Genomic DNA, 25,862 nt, shown 5'->3' on the forward strand with positions numbered 1-25,862 from the left:
ATGTGGACCGCGGTAACCCGCCGCCCATGAAGACACGAGCGGCGGGGTGCAGCGCCTACTTCGCGCAGTCATCTATGCCAGGGGCAACGAGTACTGCAAGAAAACTTTGTCGCGGACCCATCCGAGCGATTCATACACGGATTGGGCCTTCACGTTGGTCTTCGCCGTGGACAGGTCCAGCCTCGAGGCGCCGCTGGCGCGCCCGAACGCTTCGGCCTTGCTCAACAGCGCCCGGCCGACCCCGTGTTGCCTCGAAGCGGGCGCGACAAACAGGTCGTAGAGCACAAAGATCGGACTTGCCTCGACCGAACAAAACGTCGGGTAAAGCTGGGTAAACCCCACGACGTCCCCGGCCCTGGTGGACGCGATGAAGACGGTCGATTCGTCTGTCCCGATTCGGTCGGCAAGGTAGGCGCGGGCGAGCGGAAGATCCGGCGGGCAGTCATAGAACTGTCGGTACGCGTCGAAAAGCGGGGCAAGCGCATCGACATCCTCGGATGACGCTTGGCGGACGGCAACTTCAGCTGACATTTGCATGATTCTGGCGCTCTCCCTCGGGCTCGCGGCATTGGCCGTGTTTTGTGGAAATCAGGTGTAAGCACGACTGTACAGTTCAGGCTTTGTTGCCGGCGAGAAGAACATGCAACCTGGATCGCGAGTCCCAGCGGAACCAGCCAGTGCGCGGGACTTAGCAGCCTGACAAGCAGGGGTATGCCGGCCGCTGCCGACATACCCCATACCTGTACTGTGCCGAAGCGGAACCTATTTCTGGTCCAGCCCGACGGCGGTCACGGCGAGACCTTCGTGCGCCGACGCCGATGGTGCCCCGGCGGATTCATGTCGGGCTGCGGCGATCTCGTTGATGCGGCCACGTGAGAGGTACCAACCCAACATCAGCGCGGGGATGATCACGATGATCGAGGCCACGGTCCAGGTGCCCACCGGGGAATCAAAGGCCATCAGCACGATCACCGCCAGCAGGAACGCCAAGGTCAGGTAGCCGGTGTAGGGGGCGCCGATCATCCGGAACGCGGGACGGACGGCCGCGCCTCGCTTGGCCAGGCGGTAGAGCGCCAGCTGGCACAGAACGATCATGCCCCAGGACGCGATGATGCCCAGTGCCGCCATGTTCAGCACGATCTCAAAGGCCTGGGCCGGGACGATGGCGTTGAGGACCACGCCCAGGCCGGCGACGGCGGCGGTCAGTGCGATGCCGCCGTAGGGCACGCCGCGGCTGTTCAACTTGGCGGCAAAACTCGGCGCGGATCCGGCCAGGGCCATCGAGCGCAGGATCCGTCCGGTGGAATACAGGCCGGCGTTCAGCGAGGACATTGCGGCGGTGAGCACCACCAGGTTCATGATCGAGTCCATGCCATCGACACCGATGGAGCCGAAGAACGTGACGAACGGCGACTCGCCCGCCTTGTAGGCGGAGTAGGGCAGCAGCAGCGAAAGCAGCACCAGCGAGCCGACGTAGAAGACGGCGATGCGGATGATCACCGTGTTGATGGCCTTGGGCATGACCTTCTCGGGATTCTGCGTTTCCCCGGCCGCGGTGCCGATCAGCTCGATCGAGGCGTAGGCGAACACGACTCCCTGCATCACCACGACCACCGGCAGCAGCCCGTTGGGGAAGAGCCCGCCATTGTCGGCGATCAGGGAGAACCCGACCTCGTGCCCGGCCACGGGCGTTCCGAAGATGACGAAGTAGGTGCCCACCAGAAGGAACCCGACCAGCGCAACGACCTTGATCAGGGCGAACCAGAACTCCAGCTCGCCGAAGACCTTCACCGAGACGAGGTTCAGTCCCAGCACCAACAGCAGCGCGGCAAGCGCCCACACCCACTGCGGGACTGCCCCGATCCAGGGGACGTACTTGGCGAAGAAGTTCATGTACAGCGCGATGGCGGTGATGTCCACGATGGCGGTCATCGCCCAGTTGAGCCAGTAAAGCCACCCCGTCACGAACGCCGCCTTTTCCCCGAAGAACTCGCGGGCGTAGGAGACGAAGGAGCCGGAGGACGGGCGGTGGACGACCAATTCGCCCAGCGCGCGCAGAATCAGGAACGCGAAGAACCCACAGACCGCGTAGCTGAACATCAATGCCGGGCCTGCTCCCGCCAGGCGGCCCCCGGCACCCATGAACAGCCCCGTGCCGATGGCCCCGCCGATGGCGATCATCTGGATCTGGCGGGATTTCAATCCCTTGTGCATCCCGGCATCTTCGGCGGTCAATGCCGAATTCGGGGTGTCGGTAGCAACGGTGGTGCGGGGTTCTTGAACTTCATTGTTCATGCGCAGGTGCCTCTCGGGGAGTGTCTTGGGCGTGCTCAAGGGATGGAAATGCTGGAAACGGCGGGGGCTATTCGCTGAGGTTGGCCAGGCGCTCGGGACGCAGCAACTCGTTGAGCTGCTCCGCGGTGAGCAAGCCATGCTCGAGGACCAGCTCGGCCACACCGCGTCCGGTGGCAAGGGCCTCCAAAGCGATCTTGGTCGAGGCGGCGTAGCCCAGCTGGACGGTCAGCGCGGTAACCAGGCCGATGGAATTCTCGACCTGGGCCCGCAGCTTGTCCTCGTGGGCCGTGATGCCGACGATGCACTTGTCGGCCAGCGTGATGCACGCGGCCTCCAGGTGGCGCATCGACTTGGTCAGGCTGTGCACGATGATCGGCTCGAAGGCGTTCAGCTGCAGCTGCCCGGACTCGGCGGCCATCGTGATGGTCACGTCGTTGCCGATGACCTCGTAGGCCACCTGGTTCACGACCTCGGGGATCACCGGGTTGACCTTGCCGGGCATGATCGAGGAGCCGGACTGCACCGCGGGCAGGTCGATTTCGCCCAGCCCCGCCCGCGGGCCGGAGGAGAGCAGGCGCAGGTCGTTGCAGACCTTGGAGAGCTTGACCGCCACGCGCTTGAGCACCCCGGAGAGGTGCACGAAGGCGCCGACGTCGGCGGTGGCCTCGATCAGGTCGAAGGCCGTCTCCAGCTTGAGCCCGGAGATCGCGGCAAGGTGCGTGCACGCCAGCGCGGAGTAGCCCGGAGGCGCGTTCAGCTCTGTGCCGATGGCGGTGGCGCCCAGGTTGATCTCGTGGATGAGCAGCGTGGATTCGGCGAGCCGGGCGCGGTCCTCGCCGAGCGTGACGGCATAGGCGTTGAATTCCTGGCCGAGGGTCATCGGGACTGCGTCCTGCAGCTGGGTGCGACCCATCTTCACGACGGTGCGGAATTCCACGGCCTTGGCGGCGAAGGCCGCGCCGAGGTGTTCCATCGCCGAGACCAACGACTTGGCGCCGAAGATGGTGGCAACGCGCACCGCGGTCGGGTACACGTCGTTCGTCGACTGGCTGAGGTTCACGTGGTCGTTGGGGTGCAGGAACTGGTACTCGCCCTTGGCATGGCCCAGGATTTCCAGCGCCCGGTTGGCGATGACCTCGTTGGCGTTCATGTTCGAGGACGTGCCGGCACCGCCCTGGATCACGTCGACAACAAACTGGTCATGGAACTTGCCGCCGATGATCTCCCTGCACGCCGTGATGATGGCGTCCGCGCGCTGGGCGTCGAGCAAGCCCAGTTCCTGGTTTGCTTGGGCGGCGGCCTGCTTGACCATGGCCAGGGCCACCACCAGGTGCGAGTTGGTGGAGAGCGGCTGGCCGGTGATCGGGAAGTTTTCCACGGCGCGCAGGGTGTGGACGCCCCAGTAGGCTTCCGCGGGAATGTCCCTGTCGCCGATCAGGTCGTGTTCGCTGCGTACGGCCTGTGGAATTGCGGCCTGCAGAATGGCGGTGGTTTCAGACATGGTTCTCCTAGGGTGGCTGGGCTTGACGGGTTGTTTTTGGGCGCGCTCAAGCGCCGGTTTGCCCCGTGGGCGGGGATTGCGGCGGTGCGCCGGACTTTTGCGGCGCTAGGGCAGCGGCAGCCCGTAGAGGGCGCCGACCTGATGGCCACCGCCTAGGGCGGGCAGGTTGTTGAATGGTTCCAGTGAAGTCTTATCCACGCCCAGTGCCAGCAGGGCCGGGACGGCCGCGGGCATCCGCGCGCGGTCGCCTCCGTCGGAGATCTTCAGGGCAACGGCGGCGCCGTCGGCCAGCGCGATTAGCTGGATTCCCTCGAATCCGTCCTTGGCCAGCAGTCCGGGGACTGCGCCCATGAGCTCGGTGACGTCGCGTCCGAGTCCGGCAACCATCTCGGGGTGGGTGCGCATTGCGCTGGCCACCTGGTGCTCCGCGGTCCCCACGGGCGCGGTGACCAGTTTTTGGAAGGCCCGGGCCATGCCCGTCAGCGAGAGCGCGAAGACCTCGGTGCCGCAGCCGTCGGTGCTGATCAGGGTGGTGGGTTCGCCGGTGAGTTCGCCGATCACCTCGCGGATGAGCGTGGGCAGTGGGTGTGCGTGCTGCAGATAGTTATCCAGCGGCCAGCCGTTGAGCACGCAGGCGGCGAGCATGGCCGCGTGCTTGCCCGAGCAGTTCTGGGCCAGCCGGGTGGGCCCGTTGCCGTCTTGGATCCAGGCGTGACGTTCGGCCACTCCGTAGGGCAGGTCTGTCGAGTTGCCCAAGGCCCCGGGTTCCAGCCCGGCGTCGGCGAGGATCTTTTCCGCCTGGTCTTGGTGCTCGGCGGAGCCGGAGTGGCTGGCCGCGGCCAGGGCCAGCTGTGCGGGGGGCAGCTCCAGTCCCGCACGCACAAGGGCCACGGCGATCAACGGCTTCAGGGCCGACCGCGGATATGTCGGCGATTCGGGCTCGCCTCGGGTGAGCACGGTTTCGCCGTTCGGGGCCAGTGCCACGAGGGAGCCGAAGTGGACGCTTTCGATGGTTTCGCCGCGCGTCTGTACGGCGAGCGGGGCATGGGCGGGGAAGTTGCTCGGGTTCATGCTTTTTTGGCTCCAAGGATCAATGTCAGTGCCTCGTCCACTGCCGTCAGGTGCGCGGCCATGGCCCGTCCGGCCGCGTCGCTGTTGCCGGTCTCGATGGCTGCGAGGATTTCACGGTGTTCGGCGTGGGAGGGGTGCTGGCGGCCGGTGATGAGGTTGATGGTCTCGGATTGGTTGACCATGGCCTCGCGGATGTCGTTGACGACCCGCTCGAAGACCCCGTTGCCGCTGGCGCGGGCAATGGCGGCGTGGAAACTGGCATCCAGCGCGACCCAGATTTCGGGATCGTCCTCGTCCTCCATGGCCTCGAGGATTCCGTGCATTTCCTCAAGCTGTTCCGCGGTGGCGCGGGCCGCGGCCAGTTCGGCCCCGGGAACCTCGATGTGCGGGCGTGCCTCCATGAGACTGCGGGCAGAGAAGAGGCCGAGCTTCAGGTCGCCGCCGGCGCGGCTGGCTATGACAAAGGTTCCCTTGCCGGTCTTGGTTTCGGTAAGGCCAAGGGCTGCCGCGGAGCGCAACGCCTCGCGAATCACGGAGCGGCTCACCGAATACCGAGCGGCAAGTGCCGCCTCGGCGCCGAGTTTGCTGCCGACCGGCAACTCACCGGATTCGATGGAGTGGCGGATGGCGTTGAAGACGGCTTCGGCGGCACTCGTCCTCACGATCGAATGCGGTCCTACTGTCCGGCTGTCTGACAGGTTCATGGTTGTGACTATGTCACGCCTCACAAAACGCTGTCAATACGCCTGTGTTGCCCCTTCCCGGACCCGAGTGGTGCCGACGCAGCTGCACCGGGACTGTCTCGCGCAATGGGACAGGTCAGCGCTACATCGGTGAAGAGTCGCGGCGGAGAAAAGTCCGTCACGGCGCGGCGAGACTGGAAAAATGGCGTCGTGCGCCAGATCGGGGCAGGAGGGAGGCCTGCTGGCATTCCGGAAGCATGGAGTCCGTACGTGCCTGCGTGCCAGTTGCCTCGTTCAGCACCGGAACCGTCAAGTCCTCTTCGTGTTCCTGGGCGTGGGTCCTATGGCTGAAGCTGCTCACGGAGGGGCATTTCACGGAAGCCACGGCGCGTCCTTGCGGTCGCGCCGTGGCTACTCATTTGAACTCCCGTGAAGATTCGGGATCGATACCGCCGCAGTTATGTTTGTCGCCGCTGCGACTCAAGGACCGACGTTGGGTTTGCCAAGTCCTTGCGCATGGCTGGGCGCATCATAGGGCCCATGAATGCCCCGGCAACAACGGATAATCCGCGGGGTTCGCCGTTGTTGCACAGAGTCGTGAATGTCCCATCGCGGGCGTCGGACCACGTGTAGGTTGTCTGCATCGGGAACGGTCCTTGGTTTGTCCGCGTCGCGAGCCTTGCCTTCGGCACGATTTCGACGACCTCATACCTGTAGTCCAACGTCCGGCCCAGGAAAGCGGGCGCTGAACGCCACCCGGGAACCCACGACAGCAGCGGTGCGATCAGCCACGTGGCGGAGGCGATGTTTCCGTACCACTGCGAGGCATTGCCCGGGTTTACCGTATAGTCCGCGATGTCCCGCGCGCGGGACGCGTATGTGGATTTCAGTCTGGACGTCGACCACGCTGGTTCCCTTCGGACGCAGGCTCAGGCCTTGGTGACTTGCCTGCCGGTAAATGCAACGAGCCTGTCCAGGCTCTCGGCGGATTCCTCGACGAGGGTTTCCTCGGCGAAGGTCCGTCCGCGCATGCCCGGGGCGATGGTGTTCCGGGCCAGTCCCAAGACGTATTCGGAAAGTTCCGGCGAAACTTCAAGAACCCGTCCCGTCGCGGACGCGAAGTCCCAGGCATGGACCAGGAACTCAATGTTCAGGATGTTGGCCACGGTGCCAGCCGGCAATTCGGCGAATCCCATGTCGATGGTGCCATCCAGTCCGCGGGCGTTGAAGGCATCCAACGTTGCGGCTGCGGCATCGGCCACGCGGACTTCGGGTGATGCGCTGGCATCGTCGTCGATGTCGACGCCCAGGGCCTTGCCGATGCTGACTACGGATCCAACAAGATGCTCGACGAGAGCGGCCACGGTGAAATCCTCACAGGGCGTCTGCAGGCCCATGTCCGACGATTCCAAGGCGGCCAGGGTGCGCTGGGCAACGGCCAGTGTGGCTTCGGCGCTGATCAGTTCGTTGATCGGATCCGGGGCGGCAGCCCAGTCGTCGGCCCCGGCATCACCCTTGGTGGCCAGGGCTTCGAGGCGGCCCAGGTAGTGATTCCAGCCCTCGGTGTGGGCAGCGACTTGCTCGCCGGGGAGGCCCTCGTGGACTAGCCGGACAGTAGTGCCGCCTTCCACCGGTTCAAGGGTAATGGCGACGGTGGAAGGGTTGGCTTCCGCGGCCTCCGGCCCCTCCCAGCCCCACGTGAAAACGACGCGCTTGCCCGGCTCGATTTCCTTAAAGTTGCCAACCGCCGAATGCCCTGGCGCGATGGTCCACCGGTAGCTTCCGCCAACCCTCAGGTCCACGCGGGCGGCCACGGTTTGCCAGCGGCGGAGACGTTCGGGTTCGGTGATGAGTGCAAACGCGGTGTCCGGATCGACCGGAATGAAGACGGATATGTCAATGGTCATCGGAATTCTCCTTGGGATGGGGTGGTGATTGGGACGACTGGGCCGAGGCGGCGTCCGCCGCAAGCTGGTCCAGCTCGGTGTTCCAAAACGATTCCAGCGAGTCGCGAAGTCGGGCCATGCCATGCGGGTCCAAGCTGTAAAGCCGACGCCGGCCGTCCTTCCTGGCCTGGACCAATCCGACGTCAGCCAGCAGCCTTAGATGCTGGGAGATCGCGGATCGGCTGACAGGAAAGTTCTCCGCCAACTCGTTGACGCTCACTTCTCCGCGACCCAGCAGCTGCAACAAGCGTCGCCTGTTGGGTTCGGCTGCGGTTTCCAGGAGATCGAGCATGAAAATAGGTTAGCCACGACTAACGCATATTGCAATAGGCGCCCGGACTTGCCAGCCTCAGTAAATGCGAAGGTGCAGCCTTCGTGCCCTTCGAAGTACTTCCAGCACGCCCACTTGCTCATCTCGTCTGCCGGAGTTGCAACCGCCCAGCGGGTATCCGGCGGCGTTGTTCGGGCAGTCGAACCATGAGAACCGTCTCAGCCGTGTCCGTTGCATGGCGCACTTCCGAACCGTCGGATTCCTGCCGGGGGAGTGTAGTGGTTGGACGTTCTCACAAGCGGAAAATCGGGTGGTCAACGCGAGACGCCTAGAGACAAGGGAATGACGGGCATATGCTTGAAACCGTAGCGGTCAGGTGAAGTCGGCGGGTGCACCGCCGGAGGCCTGCCGCAGACTGGCAGGAGTAGCAGTCATGGACGACGAATCGGGCGTGCGGCAGCAGCTCTCGGAGCGCATCAAGGCCAGGCGAGCGAATATTTCGCGGTTCCTAAGTCGCACCCGGCCCCGGCGCAACCGCTTGGCCAATCTCAGCATCGTTGGCAGCGCCATCGCGGCGGTGATGACTGCCGGACCGGCGCTGGGCGGCCAGTCCTTCACCGCCAGCGTGCAAAGCCGCCTTGGCATCGAGGACAGCTCGACTGTTTGGCGGGTCTTGTGTCTTATCGCAATGCTGCTTTCGGTCGCGGCCGCCGTGGCCACGAATCTGAGCAACTCCCGTGACTTGAACGGTCGGGTCACCGCAGCGGAAACCTGCAACGCTGAGCTCGAAGGTCTGGAAACGATGCTGGAGTTCGGGCAGTTGCCACTTCAAGATGCCGTCAAGCTCTACCAGCAGTATGTCGCCAAGGTGCCCTTCGTGGACGAGGTGACAGTGCCCGGGTAAGTGTGCCGGCAGAATGAGTTCTATGAGCCGTCGGGAGCCCCGTCATGTGTGTTTCAACCAACGGGTGCGACAACGTTGTGACGGTCCCAGCATCCGGAACCGCTACTGATGCTGGGACCAATACCCGCCTGTGTTCGCGCGTAAAACTGTGAAAACGTGTCATCCGTGGTTGCGGCATTGGTTGCCAGGTTCGTATTTGGTCGCTAAGAAACCACTGGAACCCGTAAGTTCAGGCTTCCCCGTCCCGCACCTGGATCTCTTGGGGGAGGACCGTGAAATCTTTGAGGTGAGATATCCGGTTGCCCGTGTGGCACTACTCGGTGGGGTATCTTAGTTGGCGCTGCCAGCCCGGCTTCGGGTCTAAACGGTTTTCTCCTGCACCTTGGCCCGGTTCAACCATGCGGAATGATGCAAATATCAGCGGTCTTCTCGCTACCGAATTCGTAAACATTAGTGCGCCCCTGCGCCATTTGGTGTCCTAAGACTCGCGTGCGCCAATGGGGCTGACCTGTAGAATCCTCGATTAATCGGGAAGGTTTCCTGAGCCAGAAATGATACGGGGCAACGGAGTATCGCTCGGGACCACAGCACCGTCTGCCGAGGAAGCACAATTTTTGACGGGCTGAGATCCTCGAAGATTGGATTTTCAGCTGGTGCCCAGCGTGTTCCTGCTGACGACTTCCGAGAGCAGAGGGTGTCGAAAAGAATTCACATTTACACGCATGATTAGAATCGAGGAGAATCTCAACGAAGGAATAATGCATGCTAAAGCCCACCAAGGCGGCCACCGTAATCCTGGCCGCAGCCCTGGCCATCGGTGCCGTGTCCGTTCCAGCCACGGCCGCTGAAATCTCTACGGCCGTGCAGGTCAAAACCCTAAGCACGGCAAGCATTTCGAAAGTGACTTCCGGTTCCATCGACCTGTCCTGGCCCACAGTCAGTGGGGCTTGGAGCTACGAGGTCAGGTACTCTGATCGAACTGATTTTCAAAACGCCCGGGTGGAGGAAAAGTTCAACAGCCGGACGATTCGCGGTTTGGACAATGCAACCACCTATTACTTCCAATACCGGACCCTGACACGCGGGCCAGGCGCCAAGTCGGGCACTTATTCCTACAAGCGGTCTGCATGGTCCGAAACCACCAGTGCAACCACCAAGGCCCTGTTCCCGGGTAACTTCACAAGTGTGAAGGCAAGCGGGGGGACCGACAGCCTCAAGGTGCGATGGAACAAAACGTCCAACACGACCCACTACACGGTGACCGTGGCGGACGACGTCAACCTTACGAAGAACAAGCGGGTCTTCAGGAACATCAAGGGCACCAGCTACACCGTCAAGAACCTGTCCAACGGCTCCCGCTCGGGAATGCCCACTTTTGTCCAGGTTCAAGCCCACAACAAGGGTTTCGAGACGCGCACCGCCCGTCGATTCACCGCCTACGCGGCAGCCCCCAAGCTGTCCAGCGGCGAAACTGTCAAGGTCGCATCACAGAACCTGATGTGCGGAACCTGCATCGTTCCCGGAGCAAAGCGCGCGCACTGGAACACCCGGGTCAAGATTCATCTGGCCACCATCAAGGCCGAAAACCCAGATGTCATCCTGATCCAGGAGGGCCTCAACCAAAACCTCCCCGGATCCAAGACCAAAACCATGGAGGGTCTGGACAAAAAGTTGAAGGGTCAGGGGTACGCATTGGACCGCAAGCCCGAAAAGGCCGGCTCGAATCAGTACTCCAACCGTGTCGCCTACAAGAAAACCAAGTTCAAGGCCGTGAAGAAGGGTACCTTCAAGATCCCGAACGCCAAGGGCGAAGAACGGCGCGGAGCGGCCTGGGTGCTGCTCGAATCCAAGAAAACCGGAAAGCGGTTCTACGCGGTTTCGGTGCATGTCTCCCCGAAGCTGCCACAGACCGGCAAGGTCTCCATGGAGTCGAGCGCCAAGCTGATCAACGAAAAGCTGGCTTCGATTAACAAGAAGAAGTTGCCGATCGTGACCGGCGGCGACTTCAACTCGAGCTACTACGACGGGCCCAACAGCCCGCAGACCACCTTGGTTAAGGCCGGCTGGACCGACGCGGCCTCGAGTGCCAAGCGCACCAACTACATGCGTGCCACCACCAGCCAGGGAACTGGCTCCATGATGGCATCGACCTATGGCCGCATCGATTACATCATGACGAAATACATCAAGGGCACCGTCTCCTACAAAAACGTTGTGACCACCAAGAAAAACAAGATCGTTTCCTTGCACGGTTCAGACCACCACATGGTCGTGGCCAAGATCAGGATCAAATAGCATACGACCTTCAGGCCGGGCCTGTTCTTCCATTACGTGGAAGAACAGGCCGGGTTGCGTACGGGCCGGAATTCAAGTCCGACTGCGCCGGGTGGTCCTGTGATCTGTGGAGGCTCGTTGAACGCTTCTGCTGCCGCTTGGGACTAGTCGAAGCCGACGAATCACGTATTTTTTTACTTGCATTGTTTCCAGAACCTGAATTGGTGGCATCCCGAAACGGAACAGGCCCGAAAACGCATCCTCGGGTGCGGGTTCCTGGAATTCTTGGCCGAGTCCGGGCCGAGAGGCTTCTAGTTGAGCCGAAGGGTATCCCAGGTTCGGGCCCCGACGATCTTCTTGTGGTTTCCGGTACCGTCATGGCCGGCTTTTGCTCAGGTACCGGTGCCCGCCCTCGAAGGGGAATTCCTATGCCACAACGTCACCGTTGGCCTTGGCAACGACTCGTTGGCTGGCAAGCACCACGTAGGCGACGGTCAACAAAACCAACCCGGTGAATGCCAGCGCACAGTACAAGGCGAGCTGAAACGGCCCGCCACCAAAATCACTGAATGGTGCGGGGCCGGTGGTGAGCCATGCGTATCTTTCGGGCGTGCCATTTATGAATCCATAGAGGAAAAACGGGCTAATCAACAGCAACAGCCCCCAGCCTGCCAATAGTCCAGACACAAAACCCCTGAGAGTCAGCATTCAAAGTCCCCCTCATGTTGACGCCGCATCCAGCGGCTTGTGGCAACAATCTTGATTTCGCTTCGATATGGAGAACTGTAGCTGAAAGTCCCGCCGAGGCAAGCCGGAAATCGATGTGGTTTGCTCTGGGTCAGTCAATCCTGGAATTTTCGCGCAGTCGGCACAGACAAATACCCCGTGCCCAAGCGACCTGAAAGGTCGCTTGGGCACGGGGTATTCGGCCGTTGGGGCAAGCGGCGTTGCTAGACGCCCTGGGCGTTGTTCTTCTTCATGGCGGCCAGGCGGGCTTCGATCTCGGAAACCTCCGGTGCGGCGGCTTCGACGGCCGGCGTTGCCGGGGCTTCCTCGAGGATGTTGCTGCTGGCCTTTATGGCAGCCAGACGGGCTTCGATCTCGGTGCTTTCGCCAAGATCCTCGAGTGCAGCGAACTGCGAATCGAGCGAAGATGCGGCCAATTCGGCGGCTCCGAGAACCTTTGCCTCGTCGGCGCGGATCTTGGATTCGAAACGGCCGATTTCCGAGGTCGGGTCGCTCATGTCGAGCGCCTTGACCGCTTCCATCATCTGGCTCTGGGTCTTGGCGTTGCGGGCACGGGCAACCAACTCGTCGCGCTTGGAGATGAGCTCCTGGCGCTTGGTCTTCATGGTGTCCAGACCGGTCTTGAGCTTTTCAACAACCTGGCGCTGCGAGGTGATTGCGGGTTCCAGGTTTGCCGCAGTCTTTTCGCTGGCCATCTGGCGCTGGATGGCAACCGTTGCGAGCTGGTTGAACTTCTGGGCGTTTGCCGCGTCGCCGGCCGCAACAAATTCCTCGGCCTTGTTGGAGGCGGCAAGGGCCTTGTTGCCCCACTGCTGGGCATCCTGGACAGCCTTTTTGTAATCTTCTTCCTGCATGCGCAGGTTGCCGATCGTCTGGACCACCGCCGATTCTGCCTCGGCGATGTTGTTGCTGTAGTCGCGCACCGACTGATCCAGCATCTTTTGTGGGTCTTCAAGTGCGTCCAACGCCGCGTTGGCGTTCGACTTCCCGATCTTGAATATTCGGGAAAAAATTGAGTTCTTCGCCATGGGTGGTCCCTTTCGTGTGCCGCAGCTTTAACTCTATGCGACGCGGCGGTGCGACATTAAGCGGAATGACCGCGGGCGTTGCGCCCACGGCGAATAACCGCCGCCAGAGGTGCACCGCCAGGCAAGGACAGGGGCCGGGGCCGGGACTCGGCAGTTGATCCGCCAAGCCCCGGCCCCGTGACGTCCGACGCCGTGCGCTACTTCTTTCCGCCCTGGTGTGCGGCCTTCTTGGCCGCCTTTGCACGGGCGATCAACACCTTCTCATCCACCGGGGCATCGGCGCTGGCGCGTAGGCGGCGGTAGTACTCCAGGGCCTCGTCCTGGCGCTCGTTTTCCCCGCCGTTGGCGATGGCTGCACGCAGGTGCTCCGGGCCGTAGCCGAAGGCATCGACCAGGTCCTGGGCGTGAGGGCGCAGGCGATCCAGCAGGATGTTCACGTAGCCCGAGAGGGTGCGGGCCCGCTGCATGGACAAGCGCCCGTTCATCAGGTACCAGCCGAGGTTCTCCTCAATGAGGGTCAAGGCAAAGACATCGCGCAACCAGGTGAGCACCGTCCGGGTACCGGTGTCGGTGGTTTCGGCGAGGGCTCGGGTGAAGGCCTCCCAGCGCAGCAGCTCGCCGTGCGCCCGGGCTGCGGCGATGAGCTGGTCCTGGCGGGAGTTGAAGGCCGCGGCGCTCTTGGCCCGGTCCTTGGTGGAGACCCCGCGCAGCGCATCGGCGATTTCCCCGACCATGGCATTGACCCGGTCGGTGAGCAGGGCACGCTGGTTGGCCTCGTCCTTGAAGAAGTTCGCGCTCTTGCGCTCCGAGCCGGTGTCGGCGACGGCCTGGGCAACCGAACGCAGCCCCGAGCGGTTCAGCGCCACGTTTTCGGCGTGCTTGACCACGTAGCGGGCCAGCACGCCTGCGTTCAGATCGCGGAACTCCTGGCCGTAGTCGGTGAGCAGGCGCTTGCCCACCAGCTGCAGCAGGACGTTGTTGTCGCCCTCGAAGGTCACGTAGATGTCCAGGTCGGCACGGAGCTGGGTAAAGCGGTTCTCCGCGATGAAACCGGAGCCGCCGCAGGCCTCACGGCATTCCTGCAGCGTATCCAGTGCATCCCAGGTGCTCAGCGACTTCAGGGCCGCGGCAAATGTCTCAAGGTCCTGGCGGTCTTCGTCGGTTTCGGTGGCACCGGAGAAGACGCCGTCGAACTTTGCGAGCAGTTCCTCGTGGGCGAAGGATGCCGCGTAGGTGCGGGCCAGACGCGGGATGAGCCGGCGCTGGTGGCGCTGGTAGTCCATGAGCGTTTCCTCGACGGTGTCCGAGGAAGCGTTGAACTGGCGGCGCTGATTCGCGTAGGTCACGGCGATCTGCAGGGCGACCTTGGATGCGGCGGTGGCTGCCCCGTCAAGGGAGACACGGCCCTGGACCAGGGTGCCGAGCATGGTGAAGAAGCGGCGGCCGGGGGAGTGGATCGGGGAGGAGTAGGTGCCGTCCTCGGTGACGCTGCCGTAGCGGTTGAGCAGGTTGGCGCGCGGAATGCGCACGTTGGTGAAGTGCAGCCGGCCGTTGTCGATGCCGTTGAGACCGCCCTTGAGCCCGTCGTCCTGGCCGCCGATGCCGGGCGGGAAGCCGTTCTCGTCGCGGATGTCAACGTAGAAGGCGTGCACGCCGTGGTTGACGCCACGGGTGATCAGTTGGGCGAAGACGACTGCCGCCTTGCCGTGGACGCCAGCGTTGCCGAGGAATTCCTTCCAGGCGGCCTTGAACGGGGTGTTGATGACGAATTCCTGCGTGTCGGCATCGTAGGTGGCGGTGGTGCCGATGGAAGCAACGTCCGAACCGTGGCCGATTTCGGTCATGGCGAAGGCACCGGGGATCTCCAGACTCATGATGCCCGGCAGCCACTTGTCGTGGTGTTCCTGGGTTCCGAGGTGAAGCACCGCGCAGCCGAACAGCCCCCACTGGACTCCGGCCTTGATTTGCAGCGACGGGTCGGCAACGACGAGTTCCTCGAAGCTGGCGATGGATCCGCCGTGGTTGTCCTCGCCGCCAAGGTGCCTCGGGAAGGCCCGGTGCACCGCGCCCGAATCCACGAGCACCTTGAGCTGGCCGAAGACCCGTTCGCGGTGGTCGTCCATGCCGAGCCCCGGGGTTCCGCGCACGGCCTCGGTGCCGGCCAGCGCGCGCGACTTCTTGCGGATGTCAGCCCAGCGGCCAAGCAGCTGATCGCCGAGTGCTGCCACATCGATGGTGGCGTCGGCGGTGTCTAGGGTCATTTGTTCCTGGGTCACTGGCTTTCTTGCCTTTCGGTTGCGCTGCCCTCGCCATGCGGGGTAACTGTCGTCGGATCCGTGAGGTGTTTTCTTGGGTGTTTCGGTGGGTTTGTTTCTGGTGTTTCGTTTGGTGTCTGCCGCTTCGGGCAAGTCCTGGAGGAGGCTAGTGGCTTTCCGCGGAGGCCTGGTGGGCGACTCCGTGGGTCAGCCATCCGGTGATGCTTTGCGCCAGTTCCTCGATGGTCGGACGTTCGCTGGTCTCCGGGGCGCGCAGCCACAATTCACCGGCTGCGCGGACCATGCCGATCGAGGCGCGCGGCCAGAGCTCCAACGCGGGGCTGGCCAACTCGCCCGGAGCGATGCCCATGTAGGAATGCATGCGTTCACGCATCATCGAGGTCAATTCCTCGAAGAAATCGTTGAGCGCGCCCTCGCGCACCTTCCCGCCGGCGCCGGAGGGATCGGTGAGGACGTCGGTTGAGGGGCTCGCCGTGACAAAAAAATAGATGTTCGGCGAGTTTGCCGCCATCTGCAGGTAGGCGAGCATCATGGCGTGAAGCGCATCCCCGTTGTTGCTGGATTTGCGTCCGGCGGCGATCACCCCGGAGCGGAATTTCTTGATGACGTATTCACCGACGGCGTGGCGCAGCCCGTCCTTGTCGCCGAAGTATCGGTAGAACACGGACTTGCTGGTGTTGGCCTGAGCTGCGATGTCGTCCATCGAGGCGTTGGGCCCCAGCTCATGGATTGCGCGGCGGGCCAGCTTTATGAGCTCCAGGCGGCGGGCTGCGCGGTGCGCGTCCCAGCGTGCCGAGCGGCCATCGCCACTGGTTTCGAACTGTTGCGACGTTGTCGCGTCGGCGGGTTGGTTGTTCACGATACCCAGCGTATCAGGTACGCTGGGTATCAGTAATGCATCTCACATTTCTCCTCGAGGAGTTTTTACATGTCTGCACAGTCCGACACCCAGCTGGTCCGCCCGGCGGTCATCATCGGTGGCAACCGAATTCCCTTTGCACGCTCCAACGGCGCCTACTCGAAGGCGAGCAACCAGGACATGCTCACCGCGGCGATCGACGGACTGGTGGCCCGCTTCGGATTGCAGGGCCAGCGGGTGGGGGCCGTCGCAGGCGGCGCCGTGCTCAAGCACTCCAAGGACTTCAACCTGGTGCGTGAATGCGTGCTGGGAACCTCGCTTTCCCCCGAAACCCCCGCCTACGACGTTCAGATGGCCTGCGCCACGGGCATGGAAGCCATCGGCTCGCTGGCCAACAAGATCAAGCTTGGGCAGATCGACTCGGCAATCGGCGGCGGCGTCGACACGACCTCCGATGCGCCGATCGCCGTCTCCGAGGGCCTGCGCTCCATGCTGCTGGATCTCTCCCGGGCCCGCACCACCGGGGCCAAGCTCAAGGCCATGAGCAAGTTCCGTCCGAGCTTCCTGGCCCCCAACGCGCCGGGCACCGGCGAGCCGCGCACGGGCCTGTCGATGGGCAACCACCAGGCACTGACCACCAAGGCATGGGACATCAGCCGCGAGGCACAGGACGAGCTGGCCCTGGCCAGCCACAAGAACCTTGCCGCGGCCTACGACCGAAACTTCTTCGACGACCTGGTCACCCCGTTCGCCGGGGTCAGCCGCGACACCAACCTGCGTGCGGATTCGACGCTAGAAAAGCTCGCGAGCCTCAAGCCCGCCTTCGGCAAGAACCTAGGCGATGCGGCCACCATGACCGCGGGAAACTCGACCCCGCTGACCGACGGTGCCTCCGTGGTCCTGCTGGGCAGCGAAGACTACGCACGCGCCAACGACCTTCCGATGCTCGCGAACTTCGTGGACTTCGAGGCCGCCGCCGTGGACTTCGTGCACGGGGCCGAGGGCCTGCTCATGGCCCCGGCCTACGCGGTGGCCCGTTTGCTCAAGCGCAACAACCTCACCCTGCAGGACTTCGATTTCTACGAGATCCACGAGGCCTTCGCCGGAACCGTGCTCGCCACGCTTGCGGCCTGGGAGGATGCGGAATTCTGCAAGAACAAGCTCGGCCTGGACGAGCCGCTGGGCTCTATCGACCGCAGCAGGCTCAACGTCAACGGCTCCTCGCTGGCAGCCGGCCACCCGTTCGCCGCCACCGGCGGGCGCATCGTGGCCACGCTGGCGAAGATGCTCCATGAAAAGGGGTCCGGTCGCGGGCTCGCCTCCGTGTGCGCCGCCGGCGGGCAGGGTGTCGTTGCGATCCTGGAGGCGCGCTAACCATGGCCGACAAGTACCTTGAACTCGTCAACACCGGCTTCACCAAGAACCTCGCCAAGACCCTGGGCCTGCCGCGGCCCTCGATCCTGCGCCGCCACACCCCCGGGGCGCCGCTGGTGCCCGGCCCCGTGTTGCTGCTTGGAAACTCCCCGGCCTCGCAGGGACTCTCCGACACCATGCTCGGCTGGGGACTGGATGTGCGCAGGCACGCCGTGGGTGAAGGCAAGATCGGCGCGATCATCCTGATGCTCGACAACGTTGCCGAACCGGGTGAGCTCTCCGAACCGATGCTCGCCGCCGGGCACGCGCTGCGCCAGCTTGCCCCGGGCGGGCGTGTCGTTTCCTTCAGCCGCCCGGCCGGTGGCACCGACGCGCCGGCGCAGGCCGCGGCCCGCCAGGGCATCGACGGCGCGGTGCGTTCCCTGGGCCGCGAACTTCGCGGCGGGGCGACGGCCAACGGCGTGGTGCTCGGCGAGCGCGTCGACGCCACGGCTCCCTCCGCACTTGCCGCGTTGCGTTTCCTGCTGTCCGGGCGCAGCGCCTACGTCGACGGCCAATTCCTGCACGTGGATTCCACGGACGGCGAGCTCCCGGCGGACTTCGAGAAGCCGTTGGCCGGAAAGGTCGCCGTGGTGACGGGTGCAGCCCGCGGCATCGGCGCGGCCATCGCCAAGACCTTGCGGCGCGACGGCGCAACCGTTGTTGTCGTTGACGTTCCGGCGGCGGGGGATGCGCTGGCGAAGGTCGCCAACCAGGTTTCCGGGACCGCCCTGCAGCTGGATATCACCCGCGAGGACGCCGGTGCCGTGATCATCGAGCATGCGACGTCGAGGCACGGGAAGCTGGACATCGTGATCCACAATGCCGGCATCACCCGCGACAAGTTGCTGGCCAACATGGACGCAGCGAAGTGGAACTCGGTCATCGCCGTCAACCTTGAATCGCAGTTGCGGATGAACGAGGCGTTCCTGGCGGCGGGGCTTCCGGGCCTGCGGGTCGTGGCCCTGGCCTCGACCTCGGGCATTGCCGGGAACCGCGGGCAGACCAACTATGCGGCCTCCAAGGGCGGTGTCATCGGCATGGTGCGCGCCAGCGCGGCGGGCTTCGCCGCCCGGGGCGGCGGCATCAACGCGGTGGCCCCGGGTTTCATCGAGACGGACATGACGGCCAGGATCCCGGTGGCAACGCGCACCGTGGCGCGTATGCTCATGCCGTCGCTGATGCAGGGCGGATTGCCGCTGGATGTCGCCGAGGCCATCGGCTTCCTGGCATCGGACTCGGCCGCGGGCATCAACGGGTCCACGCTGCGAGTGTGCGGCCAGTCGCTGGTTGGTGCATGAGCATGCGCGAATCCCTGGAGCTAACGGAGGTCCCGTCGCTGGGTTCCCTCTATGCCAAGGCGCTGGCAATGCAGGCCAAGGGCCTGCTGCCGGGCAGCAAGCCCGCCCTGCTGGTTCTTCCCCCGGTTGAGCACCGGGTGGCCGGGCTGCGGGTGGATCGTGACCACTTGGTCGCCTACCAGCGGCTGATGGGCGACACCGTGCGCGAGGAACTGCCCAGTGTCTTTGTGCATGGGCTGGCCTTCCCCGTGGCCATGTCCGTGATGGTGCGCGGGGACTTCCCGCTTCCGCTGCTTGGCATGGTGCACCTGACCAACTCGGTGGAGCACTTGCGGCCAGTTTCCCCTGTGGCGGAGCTGAGCGTGCTCGCCTACCCGACGGGCCTGCGTGAGCACCGTGCGGGGACGCAGCTGGACCTTGTCGCGGAGGTCCGCGAAGGCTCGGAGCTTGTCTGGCGGGGGGTGTCAACCTACCTGGCCCGCGGCGTCTGGCTTGGGCCCAAGCCAGAGGGGGAACATGCCCCGCGGGATCCCTTTGTGCCGCCGATGCGCACCGGTTCCTGGGTGCTGCCGGCCGACACGGGGCGGGCCTATGCGGCCGTCATGGGCGACTACAACCCCATCCACCTCTCGGCTCCCACGGCCAAGGCGTTGGGCATGAAGCGGGCCATCGCCCACGGCATGTACCTTGCGGGCCGGGCGCTGGCCGGCGCTGCTCCGCACGGCGCGGGGTACTCGTGGACCATCGAGTTTTCCACCCCCGTGTTCCTGCCCTCAACCGTCGATGTCGCATTCGGCGACGAGGAGCGGACCACCATGTTCAGCGGATGGGGTGCGCGCAGCGGCAAGCCGCACTTTTCCGGGTCGGTCACCCGCACCTAGCACGGCCGATCCGCATCGGCCCGGGTGGCCGGTTTCATCGGGGGGACCGGACACCCGGGGCAAGGGCAGGTGGGGCCCATTGGCCATGTTGTATGTGGTCACGGACAAGGTGCCCGCACGGGAACGTGTCGACGAAATGGATGCGGCGCTCAAGGGTTCCTTTGGGGACGACGAAATGTTATTTGGCGTCGGCGTCTTGCCGTATGAAGCGGGGATGCGGCTCCGTATCATGGGGGACGACCCAACGATACTTGCCAAGACGAACACCATGGCCTGGGCGGTTGCCCAGCAATGCCAGGCCAACGCCGTGGCCCCCCTGATTCGAAAGAGTTGATGCCATGGCCTCCCCAACCCCCTGCGCGCGAGAGGTCATCCGGGTTTTCATCCCCGTCGTCCTGCTGCACGTCCTTGGCCTGGGGACGTTTTTCGTCGTGATCTATCCCCAACACATCCAATGGGGGTCATCGATTTTTGGTGTTGGGGTTGCCGTCACCGCCTACATCCTCGGCGTCAAGCATGCCTTTGACGCCGACCACATCGCCGCGATCGACAACACCACGCGCAAGCTGGTCGACATGAAAATGCCGGCTGCGGGCGTCGGGCTGTACTTTTCGCTGGGCCACTCCACCGTCGTCTTCCTCATGGCGGCGATGCTCGCGCTCGGTGTTTCCTGGGCGGTCGGGCTGGCCGCCGACGGCAACGGCATACGCACTGCACTTGGCGTTTTCGGCACGCTGGTCTCCGGCGTTTTCCTGATCCTGATTGGCCTGATCAACGCGGTGTCCTTCTTCGGCATCCTCAGGGTGTGGCGCCGGGCCCGGACGGGGACGTTGAACGAAAAGGAGCTCGAAAGGCAGCTGGACGGGCGCGGCTTCATCAACCGGCTGCTGCGGCCGCTGGTCAAGTCAGTTGACCGCCCCGCAAAGATGTACGGCGTCGGGTTCCTCTTTGGCCTCGGGTTCGACACCGCCAGCGAGATCGCCCTGCTGCTCCTGGCCGGAACCGGGGTCGCCGGCGGCCTGCCCTGGTACGCGGTGCTGTGCCTTCCGTTGATCTTCGCGGCCGGCATGAGCCTGTTTGACACGCTCGATTCCGCGGTCATGGTCAAGGCATACTCCTGGGCGGCCATCAACCCGGTTCGCAAGGTGTACTACAGCCTGACCGTCACCGGCATCTCGGTCATGGTGGCCGTGGTGATCGGCGGGGTGGAACTGATCGGCCTGCTCAATGAAAAGCTCGGCCTGAGCGATCCCTTCACCCTGTGGATTGCCGGATTCGACCTCGAAAGCATCGGGTACCTGGTGGTTGGCGTCCTTGCGGCGGCCTGGTTGGGCTCGACGGCTTTTTGGAAGTGGGGGCGTGTCGAGGAACGCTGGGCCCAGAAGCGCGAATCCGGCGAGGTTGTGGGCGAGCAGAGCTAGCAATGGACAGTGCGGTGGCAACGGTCCTCCAAGGCCTGTCGCAGATCTTCTTCCAGATGAACGTCCTGACGGGTCCGCTGATCGTGGCGGCCTTTGCGGTCCAGGACTGGCGCATGGCCGTTCTGGTTGGGCTTGGTCCTGATTCAGCTGTCACCTCGGCTGCGCCGGAGCGACCCTGTGGCTAGAGTGAGATTCCAAGCCACAGGCCCAACAAGGCCGCGGCGACGGCTGCGACCGCCAGCCCCAGGCCGTTGCCAAGGGCCGCGGCATACCTGCGGTCCCGAACCAGTTGCACGGTTTCGTAGCTGGCAGTGCTGAACGTGGTGTATCCGCCAAGGAATCCCGTGCCCAGGACGATCATGAGATCCGCCGGAAGAAGGGAGTCCATGGCCAAGCCCGTCAGGAATCCGAGGACCATCGAGCCTGAGACGTTGATAAGCGTCGTCGGCCAGGGATAACCGGCCGGCACCTTGGAGCGGATGATTCCGTCGGCCACATAGCGCACGGAAGCCCCGATGCCGCCGGCTAGGGCAAGGGCAAGAAACAGCCAGGGAGTCATTACTGGGCCTCCCGTGCGGCCTTGGCCGATCTGGATCCGGCGATGATGCCGGCCCACGTGGCACAGGCCCCCAGTACCACCGTCCCCATCACATAGAGCAGGGCCGTCCCGGGGCGCCCGTGGATGCCAAGCACGGCGGTGTCCACGGCAAGTGAACTGTAGGTGGTGAACCCGCCGCAAAAGCCCGTGCCCAGAAGCAATTTCAGGCGGCTTGCCCGGTCGCCGGAAATCCCGGGGCGGGTGAGAGCCTCGTAGAGGAATCCAAGCAGGAACGCGCCCAGGATGTTGACAATGGCAATGGCGACGGGAACACCGCCCACCTCGGGAACGAGCAGTGAAAACGTCTCGCGGGACGCGGCCCCGAAGGCTCCGCCGACGGCAACAACCGCCCACATCCGCCACTTCAGGTGGTTGGGGCGGTTCACGCCGTCCATCAGGCATCCCGCCTCGGCAGCGGCGATTCCGATCCGGGTGTACGGGCCGGGATGACCACCACTGGCCGGGTCTGCCGGTGCGCCAGGTGTGTCGCGACCGAGCGGTTGAAGAATTCCTGGATGCTGCCGCCGACGGAGTGTTCGTGCGTCCCGACCACGATCATGGAAGCGTCGATTCGTTCCGCGAGGCGCCCCAGGGCGGCGGATACCTCACCTGCCAGCACCAAGGTCCGCCAGCTGACGCCGGAGTCCTTCAAGATGTGTTCCAGCTCCAAGGCCAGTCTGGCGTCGAAGACTTCCCCGGCGTCGTCGGCAAGGTCGGGATCGATCGATGCGGAAGTCACGGATCCATCGGCGCCCTCCGACAGCGGCAGGCGGGCCTGGTCCACGAACGCGCACACCAATTCGGTGCCGAAGCGGAGGGCAAAATCTGCGGCCTGCTCCACGACGCGGGGAGGCTGCCCGGGCGCCACACCGACGATCACCGGACGTGGCGGATTCGGTTTCGGGATCATCTGTGGAGCCTATCCGTTCCTACGGGCATGTCCTATGCGGCTGGAGGAGACTGCAGTTCGCGCGGCCCCACGCTGGGGCTGCCGTGCCGGGCCCGGTCGTAGGAAATCATCGACGACGCGGCAGTCTGCTCCCACCCGTGGGCGGATGCGAAGGCCGCGGCCTGCGCGCCCAGGGTCCGGCGCAGGTCGGGGTCTTCGGCCAACCGGGCCAGCTCGCGTGCCCAGGACTCCGGCTCGGTGTCATCGATCAGGATTCCGGTGACACCGTCCTGCACCGCATAGGGCAGGCCGCCCACCCGGTGCGCGAGCACCGGAGTCCCGCAGGCCTGCGCCTCGAGTGCCACCAGACCGAACGATTCGCTGTAAGAAGGGACCGCAACAACGTCGGCGCACCGAAACGCGCGCGCCAGGTGCCCGGCGGGCATGGGCAGCGAGAACCGCACTAGATGCTCAACGGACTCGGCCTCGACGAGCTTTTGCAGGTTCAGCTCCTTGGCGCCGGACCTGGCACCGATCACCGAGAGCTTCACGTCCAGCTCGGGTCGTTCGCGGGCCAGGATGCCCAGGGCGCGTACCAGGATCTGCGGGCCCTTCAGCTTTTGGATTCGTCCCGCAAACACCACGCGCAAGGAATTAGGAGCACCGATGCGCTCCGCACACACGCCGGGATAGAACGCCTCGAGGTCGACGCCGGGCGCCACCACATCGATCCGGTCCGCCGCCGCGCCGTACAACTCGATAAGCTCGGCAACCTCGGCGGGTGTGTTGGCGGTGAGGCGGTCGGCCCGCGCGCAAATCTGCATTTCCCCGGCGATCCGTGCCCCCGATTCCTCGGTCTTGGCCGATGCCTTCTTGACCTTGCCCATGGTGTGCATGGTGTGCACCAACGGAACGCCCCAGGCCTCGCGCAGCCGAAGGCCCACGATCCCCGACATCCAGTAGTGTGAGTGGATTACATCGTAGGCGGGGAAGTCCGCCGCATAGTCGAGGATCGCCTCTGCGCATATCTCGAGGTGGCTGCCCAGCTCCTCCTTGGTGAGCTTGCCCGGAGGTCCACCCTGCACTTCGTGGCAGGTGATGCCGGGGGCCATGGCCGTGGCACGGGATTCGGTGGCGCCTCGGGTGAAGACATCGACGATTGCCCCGTCCTTGGCCAGGGCGAGGGCAAGGTGGCGGATGTACACGTTCATCCCACCCGCATCCCCGGCGCCAGGCTGCTCCAACGGGGAAGTGTGCAACGAGACCATCGCGATGCGCCGGGGGTGAATCGTTGAATCGAACATTGGTGTGCGCCGCCTACTGAATGTGAATGGGGGATTCGGGTGGTTGCGCCCATCCAGGAACGGGGGCCTGGGGCGGGTGCAACACTGCTAATCCTAATAACACCGGGGAGCGGAAAATGATGCCCGTTCCGGGTCATCAAAGCGAAAATTGTCCGAGCGGTATGACGCTCCCCACACTTTTTGCGCAATCTCGGTGATTTGTCCCGTAAGTGGCATGAAATTCCTTGTGAATACGGCATTTTTGGCCGCGAGAGCCACCGAATTGGAGTGTGCACCAAAGCCGTGCTAGAGTCTTATCTCGCCGCGAACAACGGAAGCAAAGCTCTTCGGAACTTTCCCGGTTCGATGGTCACCAGCGAGGGTGGCGGAATGGTAGACGCGCTAGCTTGAGGTGCTAGTCCACTTATGTGGGTGGGGGTTCAAGTCCCCTCCTTCGCACAGATCAACCCCTGATCAGATGTAAATCTGATCAGGGGTTTTCTAGTATTTGCGCGGTGGCACCCTTGGGTGGCCCTCGGTTTGCCCTCGTTGCGGGGTGAACGCAGGCGCGTCAAAACCGTGCTAGTATTTTATCTCGCTGCGAACAACGGAAATAAAGTTCTTCGGAAAATCATTCGGTTCGACAGTCACCAGCGAGGGTGGCGGAATGGTAGACGCGCTAGCTTGAGGTGCTAGTCCACTTATGTGGGTGGGGGTTCAAGTCCCCTCCTTCGCACAGATCAACCCCTGATCAGATGAGAATCTGATCAGGGGTTTTCTTGTATTAACCGCATTTCGCCACGCGTCTTGCTCTCGCTCTCCTAGCCTGAAACTGGATATGGTTGAAGTCGTTAGCCACCCCGTGAAAGGCAGATCCCACCATGTCAGCTGAAGAGAGCGCCTCCGCCCGAATCGCCGCCGAGGACGAAGTCGCGGGCATCTGCCAAGCGCTGATCCGCATCGACACCAGCAACTTCGGCGGCAACGAGGGGCCGGGGGAGCGCAGCGCGGCCGAATACGTCGCCGGGCTCATCTCTGAGGTGGGGCTGGAAACGACTCTGCTTGAATCCTCCCCGGGTCGCGCCAACGTAGTGGCCCGCATGGAAGGCGCGGACAAATCCCTGCCGGCATTGATCGTCCACGGCCACCTCGACGTGGTTCCGGCATTCAAGGACGAATGGTCGGTCGACCCGTTCGGTGCCGAAATCAAGGACGGCATGATCTGGGGACGTGGCGCCGTGGACATGAAAGACATGGACGCCATGATCCTTTCGGTGCTGCGCGAAATGCAGCGTGACGGCATCCGACCCCGCCGCGACCTGATCTTTGCGTTCTTCGCCGACGAAGAGGCCGGGGGCGACTACGGTGCCCGCTGGATGGTGGAAACCCACCCTGAACTCTTCGAAGGGGCCTCCGAGGCCATCAGCGAGGTCGGCGGCTTCTCCGCGACCATCGACGGCAAGCGGGCCTACCTGCTGCAAACGGCAGAGAAGGGCATCGCCTGGCTCAAGCTCACTGCCGCGGGCCGTGCCGGGCACGGTTCGCAGATCAACGACGCGAATGCCGTCACCCGGCTCGCCGCCGCGGTCAGCCGCATCGGCGAACACGACTGGCCGATCTCCTATACCGACACCACGCGAGCCTTCCTCGAAGGCGTCTCCTCCATGACCGGGATCGAATTCACCGACGACAACCCGGAAGTCCTGCTCAACGAATTGGGCAACGTGGCCAGGTTCGTCGGAGCGACCCTGCAAAACACCTCCAACCCCACCGCACTGTCCGCCGGGTATAAGCACAACGTGATTCCGGGGGGCGCCGAGGCCCTGATCGACGTCAGGACCCTGCCGGGCCAGCACGAGGAAGTCATCGCCAAGTTGCGCGAGCTTGCCGGCCCCGACGTACACCTGACCTCGGTCCACCAGGATCGCGCCCTGGAGGTTCCCTTCGCCGGAAACCTGGTTGACCAGATGGTTGCGGCCCTGGGCCGCGAGGATCCCGAGGCCGTGGTGCTTCCCTACATGCTCTCCGGCGGCACCGACAACAAGTCGCTTTCGCGGCTGGGCATCACCGGCTACGGGTTCGCCCCGCTGCGGCTGCCCGAGGAACTGGATTTCACCGGAATGTTCCACGGCGTCGACGAGCGTGTGCCCGTCGATTCGTTGAAGTTCGGGACCAGGGTCCTGCGCGACCTGCTGACCACCTACTAGGACCGACCGGCCGG

25 protein-coding genes and 2 tRNA genes are annotated in these 25,862 nt (G+C 64.0%); 11 read left to right on the forward strand and 16 right to left on the reverse strand.

Going from position 1 to position 25,862, the window contains the following annotated elements:
* Nucleotides 1-72 precede the first annotated feature (72 nt).
* The 8 genes from JOF47_RS06880 to JOF47_RS06910 form a co-directional block, all read right to left on the reverse strand.
* Nucleotides 73-531: a GNAT family N-acetyltransferase gene (locus tag JOF47_RS06880; RefSeq protein WP_209996871.1), complete on the reverse strand. Its 459-nt coding sequence runs from the start codon at nucleotides 529-531 to the stop codon at nucleotides 73-75.
* A 231-nt stretch (nucleotides 532-762) separates the two neighbouring features.
* Nucleotides 763-2,295: an amino acid permease gene (locus tag JOF47_RS06885; protein ID WP_209996873.1), complete on the reverse strand. Its 1,533-nt coding sequence runs from the start codon at nucleotides 2,293-2,295 to the stop codon at nucleotides 763-765.
* Between the two features lie 67 nt (nucleotides 2,296-2,362).
* The gene (locus tag JOF47_RS06890) at nucleotides 2,363-3,796 is read right to left on the reverse strand and encodes an aspartate ammonia-lyase (protein ID WP_209996875.1); all 1,434 of its coding nucleotides are present in this window, start codon (nucleotides 3,794-3,796) and stop codon (nucleotides 2,363-2,365) included.
* Nucleotides 3,797-3,901: 105 nt separating this feature from the next.
* Nucleotides 3,902-4,867, reverse strand: a complete 966-nt coding sequence (locus JOF47_RS06895; protein ID WP_209996876.1) for an asparaginase — start codon at nucleotides 4,865-4,867, stop codon at nucleotides 3,902-3,904.
* Nucleotides 4,864-5,571 carry a FadR/GntR family transcriptional regulator gene (locus tag JOF47_RS06900; RefSeq protein WP_209996877.1) on the reverse strand — a complete coding sequence of 236 codons (708 nt, stop codon included), beginning with the start codon at nucleotides 5,569-5,571 and terminating at the stop codon, nucleotides 4,864-4,866. Before JOF47_RS06900 ends, JOF47_RS06895 begins: the two co-directional genes overlap by 4 nt.
* Before the next feature lie 437 nt (nucleotides 5,572-6,008).
* Nucleotides 6,009-6,440 carry an SRPBCC family protein gene (locus JOF47_RS22480; RefSeq protein WP_377779772.1) on the reverse strand — a complete coding sequence of 144 codons (432 nt, stop codon included), beginning with the start codon at nucleotides 6,438-6,440 and terminating at the stop codon, nucleotides 6,009-6,011.
* Nucleotides 6,441-6,479: 39 nt separating this feature from the next.
* Entirely contained in the window at nucleotides 6,480-7,457 is a 978-nt protein-coding gene (locus JOF47_RS06905) for a TIGR03086 family metal-binding protein (RefSeq protein WP_209996879.1), read from the reverse strand.
* Nucleotides 7,447-7,788 (reverse strand): ArsR/SmtB family transcription factor, encoded by a 342-nt coding sequence (locus JOF47_RS06910; RefSeq protein ID WP_209996881.1) that lies wholly within the window; start codon nucleotides 7,786-7,788, stop codon nucleotides 7,447-7,449. The genes JOF47_RS06905 and JOF47_RS06910 overlap by 11 nt, the downstream gene beginning before the upstream one ends.
* A 412-nt stretch (nucleotides 7,789-8,200) precedes the next feature.
* Here JOF47_RS06910 and JOF47_RS06915 point away from each other — a divergent pair, with 412 nt between their 5' ends.
* On the forward strand, nucleotides 8,201-8,671 hold the full coding sequence (locus tag JOF47_RS06915; RefSeq protein ID WP_209996883.1) for an exodeoxyribonuclease VII small subunit: 471 nt from the start codon (nucleotides 8,201-8,203) through the stop codon (nucleotides 8,669-8,671).
* Between the two features lie 762 nt (nucleotides 8,672-9,433).
* The gene (locus JOF47_RS06920; RefSeq protein ID WP_209996885.1) at nucleotides 9,434-10,966 is read left to right on the forward strand and encodes a hypothetical protein; all 1,533 of its coding nucleotides are present in this window, start codon (nucleotides 9,434-9,436) and stop codon (nucleotides 10,964-10,966) included.
* Between the two features lie 405 nt (nucleotides 10,967-11,371).
* On the opposite strand, the gene JOF47_RS06925 is transcribed toward JOF47_RS06920, so the two are convergent.
* The 4 genes from JOF47_RS06925 to JOF47_RS06940 all read right to left on the reverse strand — a co-directional run bounded on the left by JOF47_RS06925 (nucleotide 11,372) and on the right by JOF47_RS06940 (nucleotide 15,855).
* Nucleotides 11,372-11,653 carry a hypothetical protein gene (locus JOF47_RS06925; RefSeq protein ID WP_209996886.1) on the reverse strand — a complete coding sequence of 94 codons (282 nt, stop codon included), beginning with the start codon at nucleotides 11,651-11,653 and terminating at the stop codon, nucleotides 11,372-11,374.
* Between the two features lie 242 nt (nucleotides 11,654-11,895).
* Nucleotides 11,896-12,720 carry a PspA/IM30 family protein gene (locus JOF47_RS06930; RefSeq protein WP_209996888.1) on the reverse strand — a complete coding sequence of 275 codons (825 nt, stop codon included), beginning with the start codon at nucleotides 12,718-12,720 and terminating at the stop codon, nucleotides 11,896-11,898.
* 197 nt (nucleotides 12,721-12,917) lie between these two features.
* The gene (locus JOF47_RS06935; RefSeq protein ID WP_210001459.1) at nucleotides 12,918-14,981 is read right to left on the reverse strand and encodes an acyl-CoA dehydrogenase family protein; all 2,064 of its coding nucleotides are present in this window, start codon (nucleotides 14,979-14,981) and stop codon (nucleotides 12,918-12,920) included.
* A 160-nt stretch (nucleotides 14,982-15,141) separates the two neighbouring features.
* Entirely contained in the window at nucleotides 15,142-15,855 is a 714-nt protein-coding gene (locus tag JOF47_RS06940) for a TetR/AcrR family transcriptional regulator (protein ID WP_209996890.1), read from the reverse strand.
* Nucleotides 15,856-15,924: 69 nt separating this feature from the next.
* Between JOF47_RS06940 and JOF47_RS06945 the strand changes: the two genes are divergently transcribed.
* The 6 genes from JOF47_RS06945 (at nucleotide 15,925) to JOF47_RS06970 (ending at nucleotide 21,056) form a co-directional block, all read left to right on the forward strand.
* Complete coding sequence (locus JOF47_RS06945) at nucleotides 15,925-17,229, forward strand: acetyl-CoA C-acetyltransferase (protein WP_209996892.1); 1,305 nt, start codon at nucleotides 15,925-15,927, stop codon at nucleotides 17,227-17,229.
* 2 nt (nucleotides 17,230-17,231) lie between these two features.
* Complete coding sequence (locus JOF47_RS06950) at nucleotides 17,232-18,569, forward strand: 3-oxoacyl-ACP reductase (RefSeq protein WP_209996894.1); 1,338 nt, start codon at nucleotides 17,232-17,234, stop codon at nucleotides 18,567-18,569.
* Nucleotides 18,570-18,571: 2 nt separating this feature from the next.
* The gene (locus JOF47_RS06955; protein WP_209996895.1) at nucleotides 18,572-19,450 is read left to right on the forward strand and encodes a MaoC family dehydratase; all 879 of its coding nucleotides are present in this window, start codon (nucleotides 18,572-18,574) and stop codon (nucleotides 19,448-19,450) included.
* Between the two features lie 79 nt (nucleotides 19,451-19,529).
* Complete coding sequence (locus JOF47_RS06960; protein WP_209996897.1) at nucleotides 19,530-19,784, forward strand: hypothetical protein; 255 nt, start codon at nucleotides 19,530-19,532, stop codon at nucleotides 19,782-19,784.
* 4 nt (nucleotides 19,785-19,788) lie between these two features.
* Nucleotides 19,789-20,871 carry a HoxN/HupN/NixA family nickel/cobalt transporter gene (locus JOF47_RS06965; protein WP_209996898.1) on the forward strand — a complete coding sequence of 361 codons (1,083 nt, stop codon included), beginning with the start codon at nucleotides 19,789-19,791 and terminating at the stop codon, nucleotides 20,869-20,871.
* A 14-nt stretch (nucleotides 20,872-20,885) separates the two neighbouring features.
* Nucleotides 20,886-21,056, forward strand: a complete 171-nt coding sequence (locus JOF47_RS06970) for an urea transporter (RefSeq protein ID WP_209996899.1) — start codon at nucleotides 20,886-20,888, stop codon at nucleotides 21,054-21,056.
* Here the strand turns inward: JOF47_RS06970 and crcB are convergent.
* The 4 genes from crcB to JOF47_RS06990 are packed head-to-tail and all read right to left on the reverse strand — an operon-like array spanning nucleotide 21,053 to nucleotide 23,569.
* A complete protein-coding gene (crcB, locus tag JOF47_RS06975; RefSeq protein ID WP_209996900.1) occupies nucleotides 21,053-21,430 on the reverse strand; it encodes a fluoride efflux transporter CrcB in 378 nt (125 codons plus the stop codon). The two genes, JOF47_RS06970 and crcB, sit on opposite strands and share 4 nt — an antisense overlap.
* A complete protein-coding gene (locus JOF47_RS06980) occupies nucleotides 21,430-21,864 on the reverse strand; it encodes a fluoride efflux transporter FluC (RefSeq protein ID WP_209996901.1) in 435 nt (144 codons plus the stop codon). The genes crcB and JOF47_RS06980 overlap by 1 nt, the downstream gene beginning before the upstream one ends.
* Nucleotides 21,864-22,379 carry a universal stress protein gene (locus tag JOF47_RS06985; protein ID WP_209996902.1) on the reverse strand — a complete coding sequence of 172 codons (516 nt, stop codon included), beginning with the start codon at nucleotides 22,377-22,379 and terminating at the stop codon, nucleotides 21,864-21,866. Before JOF47_RS06985 ends, JOF47_RS06980 begins: the two co-directional genes overlap by 1 nt.
* A 32-nt stretch (nucleotides 22,380-22,411) precedes the next feature.
* Complete coding sequence (locus JOF47_RS06990; RefSeq protein ID WP_245356292.1) at nucleotides 22,412-23,569, reverse strand: glycosyltransferase; 1,158 nt, start codon at nucleotides 23,567-23,569, stop codon at nucleotides 22,412-22,414.
* A 448-nt stretch (nucleotides 23,570-24,017) separates the two neighbouring features.
* Here JOF47_RS06990 and JOF47_RS06995 point away from each other — a divergent pair.
* From JOF47_RS06995 to JOF47_RS07005, 3 genes are all read left to right on the forward strand, one after another.
* Nucleotides 24,018-24,100 (forward strand) — tRNA-Leu (locus JOF47_RS06995).
* A gap of 194 nt (nucleotides 24,101-24,294) precedes the next feature.
* A tRNA-Leu gene (locus tag JOF47_RS07000) sits at nucleotides 24,295-24,377 on the forward strand.
* A gap of 145 nt (nucleotides 24,378-24,522) precedes the next feature.
* Nucleotides 24,523-25,848, forward strand: a complete 1,326-nt coding sequence (locus JOF47_RS07005; RefSeq protein WP_209996904.1) for a M20/M25/M40 family metallo-hydrolase — start codon at nucleotides 24,523-24,525, stop codon at nucleotides 25,846-25,848.
* Nucleotides 25,849-25,862 lie beyond the last annotated feature (14 nt).

The organism is Paeniglutamicibacter kerguelensis, from assembly GCF_017876535.1.
Classification (GTDB): domain Bacteria; phylum Actinomycetota; class Actinomycetes; order Actinomycetales; family Micrococcaceae; genus Paeniglutamicibacter; species Paeniglutamicibacter kerguelensis.

Coding starts and splice junctions, on each gene's coding strand:
- JOF47_RS06880 (WP_209996871.1), bottom strand. CDS start 531: ATGTCAGCTGAAGTTGCCGTCCGCCAAGCGTCATCCGAGGATGTCGAT.
- JOF47_RS06885 (WP_209996873.1), bottom strand. CDS start 2,295: ATGAACAATGAAGTTCAAGAACCCCGCACCACCGTTGCTACCGACACC.
- JOF47_RS06890 (WP_209996875.1), bottom strand. CDS start 3,796: ATGTCTGAAACCACCGCCATTCTGCAGGCCGCAATTCCACAGGCCGTA.
- JOF47_RS06895 (WP_209996876.1), bottom strand. CDS start 4,867: ATGAACCCGAGCAACTTCCCCGCCCATGCCCCGCTCGCCGTACAGACG.
- JOF47_RS06900 (WP_209996877.1), bottom strand. CDS start 5,571: ATGAACCTGTCAGACAGCCGGACAGTAGGACCGCATTCGATCGTGAGG.
- JOF47_RS06905 (WP_209996879.1), bottom strand. CDS start 7,457: ATGACCATTGACATATCCGTCTTCATTCCGGTCGATCCGGACACCGCG.
- JOF47_RS06910 (WP_209996881.1), bottom strand. CDS start 7,788: ATGCTCGATCTCCTGGAAACCGCAGCCGAACCCAACAGGCGACGCTTG.
- JOF47_RS06915 (WP_209996883.1), top strand. CDS start 8,201: ATGGACGACGAATCGGGCGTGCGGCAGCAGCTCTCGGAGCGCATCAAG.
- JOF47_RS06920 (WP_209996885.1), top strand. CDS start 9,434: ATGCTAAAGCCCACCAAGGCGGCCACCGTAATCCTGGCCGCAGCCCTG.
- JOF47_RS06925 (WP_209996886.1), bottom strand. CDS start 11,653: ATGCTGACTCTCAGGGGTTTTGTGTCTGGACTATTGGCAGGCTGGGGG.
- JOF47_RS06930 (WP_209996888.1), bottom strand. CDS start 12,720: ATGGCGAAGAACTCAATTTTTTCCCGAATATTCAAGATCGGGAAGTCG.
- JOF47_RS06935 (WP_210001459.1), bottom strand. CDS start 14,981: ATGACCCTAGACACCGCCGACGCCACCATCGATGTGGCAGCACTCGGC.
- JOF47_RS06945 (WP_209996892.1), top strand. CDS start 15,925: ATGTCTGCACAGTCCGACACCCAGCTGGTCCGCCCGGCGGTCATCATC.
- JOF47_RS06950 (WP_209996894.1), top strand. CDS start 17,232: ATGGCCGACAAGTACCTTGAACTCGTCAACACCGGCTTCACCAAGAAC.
- JOF47_RS06955 (WP_209996895.1), top strand. CDS start 18,572: ATGCGCGAATCCCTGGAGCTAACGGAGGTCCCGTCGCTGGGTTCCCTC.
- JOF47_RS06965 (WP_209996898.1), top strand. CDS start 19,789: ATGGCCTCCCCAACCCCCTGCGCGCGAGAGGTCATCCGGGTTTTCATC.
- crcB (WP_209996900.1), bottom strand. CDS start 21,430: ATGACTCCCTGGCTGTTTCTTGCCCTTGCCCTAGCCGGCGGCATCGGG.
- JOF47_RS06980 (WP_209996901.1), bottom strand. CDS start 21,864: ATGGACGGCGTGAACCGCCCCAACCACCTGAAGTGGCGGATGTGGGCG.
- JOF47_RS06985 (WP_209996902.1), bottom strand. CDS start 22,379: ATGATCCCGAAACCGAATCCGCCACGTCCGGTGATCGTCGGTGTGGCG.
- JOF47_RS06990 (WP_245356292.1), bottom strand. CDS start 23,569: ATGAACGTGTACATCCGCCACCTTGCCCTCGCCCTGGCCAAGGACGGG.
- JOF47_RS07005 (WP_209996904.1), top strand. CDS start 24,523: ATGTCAGCTGAAGAGAGCGCCTCCGCCCGAATCGCCGCCGAGGACGAA.